Origin of the sequence: Kurthia sp. 11kri321 (assembly GCF_001534765.1) — a bacterium.
Classification (GTDB): Bacteria; Bacillota; Bacilli; order Bacillales_A; family Planococcaceae; genus Kurthia; species Kurthia gibsonii.
The window spans coordinates 2,866,569-2,880,721 of record NZ_CP013217.1 but is presented as its reverse complement, the minus strand read 5'-3'; the positions used below and the strand labels follow the sequence as shown (position 1 = coordinate 2,880,721).

Annotated in this window: 16 protein-coding genes; 1 reads left to right on the top strand and 15 read right to left on the bottom strand. The window is 35.7% G+C overall.

The features are described 5' to 3' along the window. Positions 1–35 precede the first annotated feature (35 nt). The 8 genes from ASO14_RS14395 to rpsF form a co-directional block, all read right to left on the bottom strand. The gene (locus tag ASO14_RS14395) at positions 36–1,328 is read right to left on the bottom strand and encodes an adenylosuccinate synthase (RefSeq protein WP_068456921.1); all 1,293 of its coding nucleotides are present in this window, start codon (positions 1,326–1,328) and stop codon (positions 36–38) included. A gap of 136 nt (positions 1,329–1,464) precedes the next feature. Beyond that, on the bottom strand, positions 1,465–2,826 hold the full coding sequence (dnaB, locus tag ASO14_RS14390) for a replicative DNA helicase (protein ID WP_068456918.1): 1,362 nt from the start codon (positions 2,824–2,826) through the stop codon (positions 1,465–1,467). 12 nt (positions 2,827–2,838) lie between these two features. Beyond that, the gene (gene rplI, locus ASO14_RS14385) at positions 2,839–3,288 is read right to left on the bottom strand and encodes a 50S ribosomal protein L9 (RefSeq protein WP_068456915.1); all 450 of its coding nucleotides are present in this window, start codon (positions 3,286–3,288) and stop codon (positions 2,839–2,841) included. Beyond that, positions 3,285–5,261, bottom strand: coding sequence for a DHH family phosphoesterase (locus ASO14_RS14380; RefSeq protein ID WP_068456912.1), 1,977 nt, complete (start codon positions 5,259–5,261; stop codon positions 3,285–3,287). The genes rplI and ASO14_RS14380 overlap by 4 nt, the downstream gene beginning before the upstream one ends. Positions 5,262–5,273: 12 nt before the next feature. Continuing rightward, the gene (locus tag ASO14_RS14375; RefSeq protein ID WP_068456909.1) at positions 5,274–6,227 is read right to left on the bottom strand and encodes a YybS family protein; all 954 of its coding nucleotides are present in this window, start codon (positions 6,225–6,227) and stop codon (positions 5,274–5,276) included. Between the two features lie 163 nt (positions 6,228–6,390). Further along, positions 6,391–6,627 (bottom strand): 30S ribosomal protein S18, encoded by a 237-nt coding sequence (gene rpsR / locus ASO14_RS14370; RefSeq protein WP_068456906.1) that lies wholly within the window; start codon positions 6,625–6,627, stop codon positions 6,391–6,393. A gap of 36 nt (positions 6,628–6,663) precedes the next feature. After that, entirely contained in the window at positions 6,664–7,197 is a 534-nt protein-coding gene (gene ssb / locus ASO14_RS14365) for a single-stranded DNA-binding protein (protein WP_068456903.1), read from the bottom strand. Between the two features lie 38 nt (positions 7,198–7,235). Further along, entirely contained in the window at positions 7,236–7,526 is a 291-nt protein-coding gene (gene rpsF, locus ASO14_RS14360) for a 30S ribosomal protein S6 (protein ID WP_068456899.1), read from the bottom strand. A 158-nt stretch (positions 7,527–7,684) separates the two neighbouring features. Here rpsF and ASO14_RS14355 point away from each other — a divergent pair, with 158 nt between their 5' ends. Next, positions 7,685–8,248, top strand: a complete 564-nt coding sequence (locus tag ASO14_RS14355) for a DUF3267 domain-containing protein (RefSeq protein ID WP_068456896.1) — start codon at positions 7,685–7,687, stop codon at positions 8,246–8,248. An 18-nt stretch (positions 8,249–8,266) separates the two neighbouring features. Here ASO14_RS14355 and ychF read toward each other — a convergent pair whose 3' ends face one another. The 7 genes from ychF to rsmG all read right to left on the bottom strand — a co-directional run bounded on the left by ychF (position 8,267) and on the right by rsmG (position 14,138). Then, a complete protein-coding gene (gene ychF / locus ASO14_RS14350) occupies positions 8,267–9,367 on the bottom strand; it encodes a redox-regulated ATPase YchF (RefSeq protein ID WP_068456893.1) in 1,101 nt (366 codons plus the stop codon). Between the two features lie 76 nt (positions 9,368–9,443). After that, positions 9,444–9,650 (bottom strand): DUF951 domain-containing protein, encoded by a 207-nt coding sequence (locus ASO14_RS14345; protein WP_068456891.1) that lies wholly within the window; start codon positions 9,648–9,650, stop codon positions 9,444–9,446. A 2-nt stretch (positions 9,651–9,652) separates the two neighbouring features. Continuing rightward, positions 9,653–10,561, bottom strand: a complete 909-nt coding sequence (locus tag ASO14_RS14340) for a mechanosensitive ion channel family protein (protein ID WP_231726963.1) — start codon at positions 10,559–10,561, stop codon at positions 9,653–9,655. Positions 10,562–10,711: 150 nt separating this feature from the next. Then, positions 10,712–11,551, bottom strand: coding sequence for a ParB/RepB/Spo0J family partition protein (locus ASO14_RS14335; RefSeq protein WP_068456888.1), 840 nt, complete (start codon positions 11,549–11,551; stop codon positions 10,712–10,714). After that, a complete protein-coding gene (locus ASO14_RS14330) occupies positions 11,544–12,305 on the bottom strand; it encodes a ParA family protein (RefSeq protein ID WP_068456883.1) in 762 nt (253 codons plus the stop codon). Before ASO14_RS14330 ends, ASO14_RS14335 begins: the two co-directional genes overlap by 8 nt. A gap of 114 nt (positions 12,306–12,419) precedes the next feature. Continuing rightward, entirely contained in the window at positions 12,420–13,265 is an 846-nt protein-coding gene (noc, locus tag ASO14_RS14325; RefSeq protein ID WP_068456880.1) for a nucleoid occlusion protein, read from the bottom strand. Between the two features lie 156 nt (positions 13,266–13,421). Beyond that, positions 13,422–14,138 carry a 16S rRNA (guanine(527)-N(7))-methyltransferase RsmG gene (rsmG, locus tag ASO14_RS14320; protein ID WP_068456877.1) on the bottom strand — a complete coding sequence of 239 codons (717 nt, stop codon included), beginning with the start codon at positions 14,136–14,138 and terminating at the stop codon, positions 13,422–13,424. Positions 14,139–14,153: the final 15 nt, after the last annotated feature.

Sequence of the window (14,153 nt, the reverse complement as noted above, 5' to 3'; positions counted from 1 at the left end):
GCGTCTCATGCGATTCCTGCTTTTTTTATATGATACTAAATCTCGTCCCAAATATTTAATAATACATTTGTTTGATCACGGTCAGGACCTACTGAGAATGTAGCGATTCGAATACCTGTTAATTCACTTACACGTTCTACATACTTACGTGCATTTTCTGGTAAATCTTCTAAACGACGAACACCTGTAATATCTTCGTCCCATCCAGGAAGTTCTTCATAAATAGGTTTGCATTGTTCGATAATGTGTAAGTTTGCTGGATATTCTGTAATACGTTCACCATTATAATCATAAGCTACACAAATTTTCACTGTATCTAAACCTGATAAAACGTCAATTGAGTTGAGTGCTAAATCTGTAATACCTGAAACACGACGTGAGTGACGTACAACCACTGTATCAAACCAACCAACACGACGTGGACGACCTGTTGTTGTACCGTATTCACGACCGACCTCGCGAATTTGATTCCCTACTTCATCAAATAGTTCAGTTGGGAATGGACCATCACCTACACGTGAAGTATATGCTTTTGATACGCCGATTACACGATTAATAGAAGCTGGGCCAACACCTGTACCTGTTGTAACACCACCTGCTACTGGGTTTGAAGATGTTACATATGGATATGTTCCATGATCTACATCTAATAGTACGCCTTGAGCACCTTCAAATAATACTTTGCCGCCTTCATCCATGACATCATTTAAGATCTTAGAAGTATCTGTTACATAAGGAGCAATCTCTTGACCATACGCATAGAATTTTTCAAAAATATCATCAAACTCTAATCCTTCTACTTCGTAGAATTTCGTGAATAAACGGTTTTTCAATTCTAAGTTTGTACGTAATTTTTCTTCAAATACATCCTTATCAAGTAAGTCTGCAATACGAATACCAATACGTTGTACTTTATCTGTATAACATGGCCCAATACCTTTACATGTTGTACCGATTTTTGCATCGCCACGTGAAGCTTCGTCTACTTTATCTTGATGAATGTGGTACGGTAAAATGACGTGCGCACGATTTGAAATACGTAGATTTGACGTATCCACACCACGTTCTTGCAATCCTTTTAATTCTTTTACTAAAGATTCTGGATTGATTACCATTCCATTGCCCATTACAGAGCGCTTATCTGAATAAAAAATACCTGATGGAATTAAATGAAGTTTATATGTTTCGCCTTCGAATTGAATTGTATGACCTGCATTGTCACCGCCTGAAAAACGTGCAATGATATCTGCTTGTTTTGAAAGAAAGTCTGTAATCTTCCCTTTACCTTCGTCTCCCCATTGCGTTCCTACTACTACTACTGATGTCATTTTATACAGCACCTCCGTCAGATACTTTGTGTATCCTGATTAAAAACAAAAGTTATTTTAACAACCATCTTCTAAAAAGTCAATTAAAAATACGAACAGATTTCATTTTTACAATTGAAAATGTTCGTATTTAATGTTAGTAACTCGCTGGTGGTGATTCTTGAGACCAATCAACACTCACAAACTTATTAAATTCTTTTTTAAATGCTAATTTTACTGTATCTGTTGGACCATTACGTTGCTTTGCTACAATAATCTCAATTGTATTAGCATCTTCCGTTTCTTTATCATAATAGTCTTCACGATATAAGAAAGCAACGATATCCGCATCTTGCTCAATCGAACCTGATTCACGTAAATCAGACATCATCGGACGTTTATCTTGTCGTTGCTCTACACCACGTGATAACTGCGATAAAGCAATAACAGGTACTTCAAGCTCCCTAGCAAGTGCTTTAAGAGAACGTGAAATCTCAGAAACCTCTTGTTGACGGTTCTGTCCTGATGAACCACTACCCTGAATTAACTGAAGATAATCAATTAAGATCATCCCAAGACCACTTTCTTGTTTTAAGCGCCGACATTTAGCTCGAATTTCATTTACACGGACACCAGCCGCATCATCAATATAAATACCTGCATGCGATAAACTTCCCATAGCCATCGTTAATTTTCGCCAGTCTTCTGTTGTTAATGCACCTGTACGTAATACTTGTGCATCAATATTACCTTCAGCACACAACATACGCATAACAAGTTGATCTGCACCCATCTCTAGTGAGAATATGGCTACATTCTCAGTTGTTTGCGTCCCTACTGCTTGTGCAACATTCAAGGCAAATGCTGTCTTACCTACAGATGGTCTGGCTGCTACAATGATGAGATCACCACGCTGAAAACCAGCTGTTAAGCGATCTAAGTCGCGGAAACCTGTTGGAATACCCGTAATGTCTCCTTTACGATTTTGGAGCTTTTCCACATTCTCGTACGTCTGTACAAGAACATCTTTTACATGCTTAAAGTCCCCTGAATTACTACGATTGGCTACTTCCATTATTTGCTTTTCAGCTTCAGCTAATAATTCTGCTACTTCATCTTCTCTTGTAAAACTATCTTCTACAATTTTTGTAGCTGTACGAATTAACTTACGCAGTAATGATTTTTGGGCAACGATTTCTGAATAGTACGCGATGTTAGCCGCTGTCGGTACGGCATTGGCTAATTCCGTCATATATGAAATACCACCGACATCGTCCAATTGATTACGGCTTGAAAGTTCTTCCGTTACTGTTACGACATCGATGGCTTTTCCTAAATCACTCAAGCGTAGCATCGTTTCAAAAATCAAACGATGCGCTGCTTGATAAAAATCATCTGCTAATAATGTTTCAGAGGCTGTAATTAAAGCCTGTGGTTCAAGGAAGATCGCACCCAATACTGATTGCTCAGCTTCTTGGTTGTGCGGTGGAATACGGTCCATTAATGGATCATTATTCATATTTGTCTCCCCTTATTTTTGCTCTGTTACATGCACTTTCAATGTTGCTGTAACTTCTGGATGTAATTTCACAGGAACTTTTGTTACACCCAATGTACGAATTGCTTCTGGTAAATCCATTTTGCGCTTATCTACTTTAATACCATGCGCTTTATTTAATTCATCTGCAATTTGTTTTGATGTAATTGAACCAAATAGACGACCACCTTCGCCTGTTTTTGATTTTAATTCTACTGTTAATTCTTCTACTTTTACTTTTAAATCTTTAGCAGCTTGTAATTCTGCTTCTGCGTTTTGCTGCTCTTTACGCTTTTGACCTTGTAATTGGCTCATTGCTTGAGGTGTAGCTTCTACAGCTGATTTATTTTTTAATAATACGTTACGTGCGTAACCATCTGATACTTCTTTAACCTCACCTTTTTTACCTTGTCCTTTAACGTCTTTTAAGAAAATTACTTTCATGATTCTTGACTCCCCTCTAATGTTTCATCAATTGCTTTCTTTAAACGTTCGATTGCTTCTTCGATGGTATCCACTTGTAATTGTGTAGCTGCATTTGTTAAATGACCGCCACCTCCAAGTGCTTCCATAATGATTTGAACGTTAATCTCGCCTAAAGAGCGTGCGCTAATACCTATTTTACCATCACTTCTCGGTGCGACAACAAAGGACGCTGAAATGTCTTTCATCGTAAGTAAAATATCAGCCGTTTGTGCAATTAATACTGAATTATATACTTGGTCTTTTTCACCATGTGCAATCACAATGCCATTATGCACAAATTCTGCTGTTTTGACAATTTGTGCGCGTTCTAAATACGTATTTAAATCTTCTTTTAGTAAGCGTTGAACTAGAATAGTATCTGCACCGTTTGTTCGTAAATATGATGCAGCCTCAAACGTCCTAGCACCCGTTCTAAGCGTAAATGATTTCGTATCGACAATAATCCCTGCTAGTAGTGCTGTTGCTTCTAACATCGAAATCTTATCGTTCTTAGGCTGGTATTCGAGTAATTCTGTGATTAGTTCTGCTGTTGAAGAAGCATATGGCTCCATATATACAAGCATTGGACGGTCAATAAATTCCTCACCACGACGATGATGGTCAATCACGACAACCTTACTCGCTTGATTTACAATGCGTTCGTCAATCGTCATACTCGGCTTATGTGTATCGACAATGACAACGAGCGACTTATCTGTCATTTTATCTAGCACTTGATCTGGTGATAAAAATCGATCGTACAAATCAGACTTATCTTTAACAACTTGCATCAAACGATTAATACTTTGATCAATTTGGTCAAAATCGATGACAACATATCCATCGACTTTATTCATATCCGCCATCTTTCGTACACCAATAGATGAACCAATCGCATCCATATCAGGCATCTTATGCCCCATTACAAATACTTGATCACTATCTTGAATCAAATCACGTAAAGCATGTGAGATAACACGTGCTCTTACACGCGTACGTTTTTCTACAGGGTTTGTTTTACCACCATAGAATTTCACCTTTCCATCAGGTTGTTTAATCGCAACCTGATCTCCACCACGTCCTAAAACAAGATCTAAACTCGATTGTGCTAACTCGCCTAACTCTGTTAAAGAAGGTGAGCCAGCGCCTACACCAATACTTAATGTAAGTGATAAGTTTTGTTGAGCAGTGATTTCACGAATATCATCTAAAATTGCAAATTTCTTTTTTTCTAAATTCGATAAAATGGATTCATTCATAACCGCCATAAAACGATCTGACGAAATACGTTTAATATAAATATCGTGATAGGATCCCCACTTATTCACAAGTGATGTAATCAATGTGTTCGTCTGACTACGTGTTTGGTCATCCATACCTTGCGTAATTTCATCATAGTTATCAATAAATAGCACGGCTAAAACTGTACGATCTTCATAATACAATTCTTCAATTTCAACTTGCTCTGTAATATCAAAGAAATATAGAAGTTTCTCTTCTCTTTTGAATAATACACGATATTGACGATCTTCTACTGTTGCATTCATTTCATGTAAATCTTCATGTGCTGTTAATGAGATTAATTCATCTGATATAAAAGATAAATCGCGGCCAATCAATTCATCACCGTTCATCATCTTTTTAATATGTGGATTTGCCCATTCAATTGTTGTTTCATCATCAATTAAAATGATACCAATTGGCATTTCAAGGAGTGCTTTTTCTCCCACGTTTTCCAAACGATAACTCAGCATCGCAATATGACGTTCCGTTTCCTCGTATGTGTTTTTCTCATACTTCCAAGAAACAAATGTCGTAGCGATTACTAAAACTCCATATAACGTACCAATGATGGGATGCCACACAATAAGACCCACAATACTTGCGATCATCAACAGCGATAAAATTAAAAGAGGATATCTTATTGGTCTTTGTCTAAATCGAGTACCCATAGTTCTCATCTCCTATTTTGTCTTCTTATCGCCTAGTAATGCGCGAAGTCCAAACCCTAAATCTATTATACCCAGTAACGTGATAAACGAATTCAATGGAATTGCAAAAATTGTTGCAACCCATGCTACTGCTTTTGGCATTTCAGAACGTGCTACCATAAAGTGAATAAATGAAACACCCTGTAAAAAGAATAACATCGACAATAATAAATATGCATTTACATAAACAAGATATAGATATGTACCATCTTCAGGTTTCACAATAAATTGCACTAATAAAATAGCAAAATAAAAGAGTAGTAACATTCTTGGTAGTCTTAAGTCTTTGATTGGTGGAAACTTTGGTACAGGAACACGCAATTTTTTTATAACAGGGAAATTAATTGTGATTAATAACCACGCTAAAATAAATGTCGACAAAAATAACATAGCAGGCATTGTATCTGTGAACATTTTCACAATATTTGCGGCCATTTCATTCGTAAATGTCGATTTAGTATTTGTTAATTTAGCCATTTGCTCTGATAATTCCACATTTTTATACACAGCCGACTTTAACTGCTTTAATGTATCTGTAATTAAATTAATACCTGTAAACTGCATATAAGCAACAATAATTCCAGCCATCGCTACCAACGTAGCTAAACTCGTCGCTAAAAACACTTCTGTTTTACTTCTTTTGTTATGCAATGTATAACCGATTGCGAGACCAATAATAGCAAATAAAGCACTAATCAACATTGCTAATATACCTACAATTAAGAAGTTCACCATTGTACCCGCTACAATGACAAGTAATCCACTTTTCCATGAATAACGATACACGTACAAAATAATCGGTAATGGAATAAACCATGTAAAAATAAGTGAAATGACAGGTAAACTACTTAGCAGTGTTAAAAGTACAAACATTGCGGCCATCATTGCACCTGTTGTTAGCTGCCGAACTTTAGGATCTTGCGTCATTTTTAATCTTCCTTTTTTGTTTCAACATGAATATTTTATCTGTTTATTGTACCATGTTTCCCAATTGCAAACAAAAAAGCAAATGACTACTTTCAAAAGACATATATTAGAAAATCGCATAAAAAAAAGACCAGGACAATATGCCCTAGTCTCTCTCAATTACTTATTTATCATCAGTTGTGAATGGAAGTAAAGCCATTACGCGTGAAGTTTTGATAGCAAGTGTTAATTTACGTTGGTATTTCGCACTTGTACCTGTTACACGACGAGGAAGAATTTTTCCTCGTTCAGAGATGAATTTTTTTAGTAAATCAACATCTTTGTAATCGATGTGTTTAATGTTGTTAGCAGTGAAATAGCAAACTTTACGGCGTTTGCGGCCTCCTCTACGTGGTGCCATAGTATATGTCCCCTCCTTGTTTAAATTTGTACACGATTAGAATGGTAAATCGTCATCTGAGATGTCAACTTTACCTTGATCATTTGGCATCGCAAATGGATCTTGTTCTACACGTGTATAGTTTTGTTGATTTGGTGATTGATTTTGCTGATAATTGTTTTGCTGTGGTGCTTGGTTATACGATTGACCGCCACCATACGATGGTTGGTCACCAAATTGTTGGTTCGTTTGTGGAGCACCGCCGCCTGCATTGCGAGGTTCTAAGAACTGTACGCTATCTGCAACAACTTCAGTTGTGTAAACTTTTTTACCATCTTGACCATCATAACTACCTGTTTGGATGCGACCCTCAACACCCGCTAAAGAACCTTTACGAAGGAAATTAGCTGTGTTTTCGGCTTGCTTACGCCAAACGACGATATTAATGAAGTCTGCTTGTCTTTCGCCTTGTTGGTTCGAGAATGTACGGTTTACAGCAAGTGTAAAACGTGCAACTGCTACACCAGATGGCGTATAACGAAGCTCTGGATCTTTTGTAAGTCTTCCAACTAATACAACACGGTTAATCATCAGAAATCAACCTCCTTATCTATTTTATATCGATGTTATTACTTTTCTTCTTCGCGAACAGCGATGTGGCGGATGATATCTTCGTTGATGTTAGCTAAACGAGTATACTCATCGATTGCCGCAGCTGGAGCAGTAACTTTCATGATTTGGTAGAAACCTTCACGGAAGTCATTGATTTCGTAAGCTAAACGACGTTTACCCCAATCTTTTGATTCATTAAGTTCTGCACCGTTTGAAGTTAAGATTGTGTTGAAACGTTCAACTAAAGCTGCTTTCGCTTCTTCTTCGATGTTTGGACGAATAATGTACATTAATTCGTATTTTCTCATTATTAAGCACCTCCTTATGGACTTAGGCCTAGACTCATTGAGTAAAGGCAAGGAGCTAGTATTTAATACTACTCACATCGTTAAATTGTAACATAGGGATATCCATAGTGCAATAACTTCATATCGAATATACTAAGAATAAAAGGAGATGATTTTTCATGGGAAATTTCGAAAAAGTCGGTGAATTTGAATTAAAAATCGAAGAAATCGTTAAACCTATGACACGATGGACAATCATTTTAACGCTATTTGTATTAGTTCTTCAATTTGTAATCCATCAAAATTTCACATTTACAATTATCAATTTTCTAATCGGTACATTAATTGTCATTCTACTTTACATACTCTTTATGTTTTTACATGAAATTTGTCATCTCATTGGTTTTGTACTATTTGGACACGCTCCTTTAAAAAGTTTGAAAATGGGCGTGAACTTACAAATGGGTGTAGCTTATGCTACAACAACAAAATTAATGCCAAATAAAGCGATGCGAAAAGCACTTCTACTACCTTTTTGGGTGACAGGAGTAGTTCCTACTATTTGCGGCATTTATTTTGATTACACACCACTTACATTAGTGGGTGCTTGGCTTATGGTAGGTGCAATTGGTGATTTTTATATGTACAAACAATTAAAACGTATAGATGATGCCTACTATATTCAAGATGATACTGAGCATCCTAAACTACATTTCTATACAAAAAAACTCGAAACCGATTGATTTCGAGTTTTCTTTATTTTATACGTTGAATAAGAATTCCATTACATCGCCGTCTTGTACAACATATTCTTTACCTTCTAAACGTAAACGTCCAGCTTCTTTTGCTGCTGGTTTTGAACCATATTCTACTAAATCATCAAATGATACCGTTTCTGCACGGATAAATCCACGCTCAAAATCAGAGTGAATAACACCAGCACATTGTGGTGCTTTCATACCTTTACGGAATGTCCAAGCACGTACTTCTTGTACACCTGCAGTAAAGTATGTAGCTAAACCTAATAAGCTATATGCTGCTTTAATTAATTGATCTAAACCTGATTCTTCAATCCCTAATTCTTCTAAGAACATTGCTTTTTCTTCATCATCTAATTGTGCAATCTCTTCCTCAATCTTCGCACAAACAACGATTACTTCAGCGCCTTCTTTAGCTGCATATTCACGAACTTGTTTTACATATTCATTTTCTTCTGAATCTGATACTTCATCTTCAGAAACGTTCGCTACATAAAGAGCAGGTTTTAAAGTTAGTAGGCTTAAACCTTTTACAATTTTCTTTTCTTCATCTGTTAGTTCAACAGAGCGAGCTGGCATTTCGTTCGCAAAAGCATCTTTTAGCTTTTCAAGAACTGCTGCTTCTTCCATTGATTCTTTATCTTTTTGTTTCGCTAATTTACTTACTTTTGCGTAGCGTTTATCCACAGATTCTAAATCAGCTAGGATTAATTCTAAGTTAATTACTTCGATGTCGCTGATTGGATCTACTTTACCTGCTACGTGTGTAATATTCTCATCTTCAAAGCAGCGAACTACTTGTGTAATCGCATCTACTTCACGAATATGAGATAAGAATTTATTTCCTAAACCTTCACCTTGGCTAGCGCCTTTTACAATACCCGCGATGTCTGTAAATTCAAAAGAAGTTGGAACTGTTTTCTTTGGTTCAACTAATTCTGTTAATTTATCAAGACGTGCATCAGGTACTTCCACGATTCCTACGTTTGGATCAATTGTTGCGAATGGATAGTTTGCAGCAAGTGCTCCTGCTTTTGTAATTGCATTAAATAATGTTGATTTACCTACGTTTGGTAAACCGACAATACCGGCTGTTAAAGCCATATATGTCACAACCCTTCAGTTTGTTTGTTTTCAAATTTTCAACTCGTCTTATTATAGTGACTTCTATCGTAAAAGTCTAATTGTCTTCTGGATTCGCTTGTACAAGTACTTTTTTCATTTTTTTCTCAAATTCACGACGTGGAATCATCACGCTATGTTGACATCCAACACATTTAATTCGAATGTCTGCACCTAATCGAATAATCTTCCATTCGTTTGTGCCACATGGATGTGCTTTTTTCATTTCAACGATATCGCCTAAATTATACACTTTTGCTTGCACTCTTATTTTTCCTCCTCTTTATTTTTTGTAGTATCTCGTTCATAAACCATCATTTTAGGATATGGAATTTCAATATGATTTTCATCAAAAATTTCTTTAATATCTTTACGTATTAAATTAGCTGTAGCAAAGTGACGCATTGGTAATGTTTCGACTGACATACGTAATGTAATTTCTGCTCCATTCACATTTTGAACACCTAATAAATTAGGTCGTGTCACGACATCTTCATAACGTTCCACTAAACCGTCTAGATATTCTTCAATTAACCGTTCAGCTTTGTTGATATCTGCATTGTATGCCACACTAATATCCACAATTGCAACGGAGTTATTCACAGAGCAGTTAACAACTTCTAAAATGGAGCCATTTGGAATAATATTTATCTCGCCTTCAATTCCACGAATTTTTGTAGTGCGTAATCCAATTTCAATAACTGTTCCCTGTACTCCAGCAACTTTAATGAAGTCCCCAACACCAAATTGATCCTCAAATATAATGAAGAACCCTGTAATAACATCTTTTACTAAACTTTGCGCACCGAATCCAACTGCTAAACCAACAATACCAGCTCCTGCCAATAATCCAGCAACTTTTACTTGCATAACAGATAAAATGGCTAAAATGGCTGTAAAGTACACAACATACGTAATGACGCTTTGAAGTAATTTCAAAATCGTTTCATATCGACGTTCACGCTGCTGCGTCATTTTTGCAGGTGCGTGAATCCGTAAATCAAATGCTTTTTTTATCATATGATTTCCGAGCTTTACTAAAATAATTGAACAAATTGTAATGGCAATAATTTTTAACAATCCTGTTCCTAATGCCACCCACATATCCTCATCTGTTAGCTTATTCATAACCCATTTATATAATTGACTTTTGGCATCTCCATACAAATTAGACAAATAAAATCCCTCACTTTCACTCGTTTGATTATATAAAAATTATGTTATAGATGCGATAAATCACTATGGAGATTTTATAAAATTTTAATTTAAGTCAAACGATTCCTTTAATTGTGCAGAAGATTTTATTGCACTGCTTTTTATATCCTATTACTTTTCAAGTATTTCTAAAATGCGTTCTAAATCGTCTTCTGAGAAAAATTCAATTTCAATTTTCCCTTTTTTCTTTCCTTTTGTGATTACAACACTTGTTCCAAAGACATCACGCAATTGATCTTCACGCTCTTGTAAAAATAAATCCTTTTTAGGTTTTTCTTTCGTTTCACGTGAAACATCTTCATTATATTGTTGAACAAGCGCTTCTAACTGACGAACATTTAATCCTTGTTGAACAACTTTAGCTGCTACTTGTGAAATGAGCTTATTGCGTTTTAAACCTAGTAATGTACGACCATGTCCTGGTGTAATTATTTGTTCTGCTATTAATTGTTGAACATCTTTTGGTAGCGATAGTAAGCGAACTTGATTCGCAATATAGGGACGGCTTTTTCCTAAACGCTGTGCCAATTGTTCTTGTGTAAAATTCAAGTTCTCCATTAAATTTTGATAGGCCTCTGCTTCTTCCAATGCTGTTAAATCTTCACGCTGTAAATTTTCTAAAATAGCTAACTCCATCATTTGTTGTTGATTGAATTCGCGAATAATTGCCGGAATTTCTTTTTGCAAAGCCATTTTAGCAGCTCTAAATCGTCGTTCTCCTACAACTAGTTCATAGCCTTTTCCTTGTTTACGAACAACTACTGGTTGTAAAACCCCATGTTCTTTAATTGATTCTGCTAATTCTTCTAGCGCTTCTTTTTTAAATTCTTTACGTGGTTGATACGGGTTTGGTTTAATATCACGTACTGGAATCTTCTCAACTTTTTCCCCTGCAACTACTTCATCTGTATTAAATAAGGCATTTAATCCTTTTCCTAAACCTTTAGCCAATCTGATTCACTTCCTTTGCTAATTCTAAATAAACGAGCGCACCTTTTGATTTTGCATCATATTCTAAAATAGATTCGCCATGACTTGGTGCTTCACTCAAACGAACATTTCTTGGAATAACTGTTTGATAAACTTGATTACCAAAAAATTGACGCACTTCATCTGCTACTTGTGTGCTTAAGTTTGTTCTTATATCAAACATTGTGAGTAAAACACCAGCAATTTTCAAATCTTGATTCAAATGTTTTTGTACTAATGTAATTGTGGATAATAACTGACTCAAACCTTCTAAAGCATAATATTCACATTGTACTGGAATCATTACTTCATCCGATGCTGTCAGTGCGTTTAACGTTAATAATCCTAAAGATGGTGGACAATCAATTACAATATAATCAAACTGATCCTTTATTTCTTCTAACGCTTTCTTTAAACGCGATTCACGTGAAATAATAGAGACTAATTCAATTTCTGCACCTGCAAGCGCGATTGTCGTCGGTACAATGGATAGATTAGATGTATTGGTTTTATGTATAACTTGATTGATGTGTACATCTCGAACTAATACGTCATAAATAGATTGTTCGATTGTACTTTTATCCACACCTAATCCACTTGTTGCATTTCCTTGTGGATCTAAATCAACAATTAAAACACGTTGTCCTAAACTAGCCAAACCTGCACTCAAATTAATCGTTGTGGTTGTTTTACCAACACCGCCTTTTTGATTAGCCATCGCAATTACACGTACCATATAAATTCCACCATCCCTTAATTGTCTGTATTTTCTATATTCTATCAAATTTTTTTCAGTATAAGTATATGAAAAAGGGAAACAGCTCATATGTCTGCTTCCCTTTTACGCAATTTATTTTTTATTTTTTGGTATCTTTACAGTAATTTGATAATACTCATCATGTTCTTCTTCTTCTGCTTTTACATCAATACCTGTTTTATTAACAAGGGTTAATGATTCACGAATTGTATTTAAAGCAATACGAACATCACGACTAACAGACTTCCTTTTAACACGTGGTTTCTTCACCTTTTCAATTGGCTCTAGAATTTCACGAATCCGCTGTTCTAACTGACGCACATTGTAGTCTTGTTCCTTAATTTCTTCTAATAATTGCAATTGCAATTCTTCATTTTTCAAAGGAACTAATGCACGAGCATGACGCTCAGAGATTTCACGTTTTAAAATAGACTCTTTAATTTGCTCAGGTAATTTTAATAGACGCAATTTATTTGCGACAGTCGATTGGCCCTTACCTAAACGTTGCGCTAACGCTTCCTGTGTTAATTCATGTAGCTCTAGCAACTGTTGAAATGCTTGTGCTTCTTCAATTGCTGTTAGTTCTTCTCGTTGAAGATTTTCGATTAATGCGACAGAAGCAGTCTCTTTATCTGACATCTCTCGAATAATAGCTGGGACTTCCACCCATTGTAATGACTTCATCGCACGATATCGGCGTTCACCTGCAATGATTTCGTAATCACCATTCTCCATTGTTCGTACAACAATTGGTTGAATAATCCCATGTGTATGAATTGTTCGAGCTAATTCTTCAATTTTGGAGTCATCAAAAATTGTACGTGGCTGGAAACGGTTCGGATGAATTTTACTAATTGGTAAGTTTAGCACATTTTCAGCTGACTCTTTCGTTACAGTTTTATCGCCGCCACCAAAAATACGTGATAAAGCACTTTTCAAGTTTAGCACCACCTTTTAACGATTATTTCAAGTATATCCTCATTCCACATCATTGTGATAAGTCGATTTTATGTCTGTTTTGTTGCGCAATACCTCTATTATAGTTTCTTTCTACAAAAAAAGTAAGATGACATATCGTTTCACATGAAACATTCGTTATTTAATAGGAGATTTATTCGGTGTTCCAGGTTTTCTTGGATATTTTTTTGGTGTTGCTTTTACTTTATCAAATACATAAATGGTACGTTCACTTTCCTCAACAGGTAACTCAAAAGCAACATGATGCACTAATTTACCACCTAATATAGTAATCGCTTTTTTAGCATCTTTTAATTCATCATCACCACTTGCAGCTTTCAATGCAAGGAATTTACCGCCTTCTTTAACAAGAGGTAAGCATAGTTCTGATAATACAGATAAACGTGCCACAGCTCTAGCAGTTACAAGCTCAAATTTTTCGCGGTATTGAGGATTTTGACCAAATTCTTCTGCTCTTGCATGTACAAATTCCACATGATCTAAACCAATCTCATCGCTTAAATGATTCAAGAATTGAATACGTTTATTCAAAGAATCCACAATCGTAATGTGTAAATGTGGATAACAAATTTTAATTGGTAAACTTGGGAAACCAGCCCCTGCACCTACATCACATACAGTTGTAACTTTTGTAAAATCAAAATGGAAACTTGCACTAATTGAATCGTAGAAGTGCTTTAGGTAAACAGATGGTTCATCTGTAATCGCTGTAAGATTCATTTTTTCATTCCATTCAACTAAAATTTCAAAGTAGCGACGGAATTGTTGAATTTGTTTTTCTGATAACTCAATACCTTGTTCTTTTAACGCTTGTATAAACTGTTCCTCGTTCATATTGTTCCCCTCTCA

What these genes read in the sequence shown, in the direction of transcription:
- ASO14_RS14395 (WP_068456921.1), bottom strand. Translation starts at nt 1,328, where the DNA reads ATGACATCAGTAGTAGTAGTAGGAACGCAATGGGGAGACGAAGGTAAA.
- dnaB (WP_068456918.1), bottom strand. Translation starts at nt 2,826, where the DNA reads ATGAATAATGATCCATTAATGGACCGTATTCCACCGCACAACCAAGAA.
- rplI (WP_068456915.1), bottom strand. Translation starts at nt 3,288, where the DNA reads ATGAAAGTAATTTTCTTAAAAGACGTTAAAGGACAAGGTAAAAAAGGT.
- ASO14_RS14380 (WP_068456912.1), bottom strand. Translation starts at nt 5,261, where the DNA reads ATGGGTACTCGATTTAGACAAAGACCAATAAGATATCCTCTTTTAATT.
- ASO14_RS14375 (WP_068456909.1), bottom strand. Translation starts at nt 6,227, where the DNA reads ATGACGCAAGATCCTAAAGTTCGGCAGCTAACAACAGGTGCAATGATG.
- rpsR (WP_068456906.1), bottom strand. Translation starts at nt 6,627, where the DNA reads ATGGCACCACGTAGAGGAGGCCGCAAACGCCGTAAAGTTTGCTATTTC.
- ssb (WP_068456903.1), bottom strand. Translation starts at nt 7,197, where the DNA reads ATGATTAACCGTGTTGTATTAGTTGGAAGACTTACAAAAGATCCAGAG.
- rpsF (WP_068456899.1), bottom strand. Translation starts at nt 7,526, where the DNA reads ATGAGAAAATACGAATTAATGTACATTATTCGTCCAAACATCGAAGAA.
- ASO14_RS14355 (WP_068456896.1), top strand. Translation starts at nt 7,685, where the DNA reads ATGGGAAATTTCGAAAAAGTCGGTGAATTTGAATTAAAAATCGAAGAA.
- ychF (WP_068456893.1), bottom strand. Translation starts at nt 9,367, where the DNA reads ATGGCTTTAACAGCCGGTATTGTCGGTTTACCAAACGTAGGTAAATCA.
- ASO14_RS14330 (WP_068456883.1), bottom strand. Translation starts at nt 12,305, where the DNA reads ATGGTACGTGTAATTGCGATGGCTAATCAAAAAGGCGGTGTTGGTAAA.
- rsmG (WP_068456877.1), bottom strand. Translation starts at nt 14,138, where the DNA reads ATGAACGAGGAACAGTTTATACAAGCGTTAAAAGAACAAGGTATTGAG.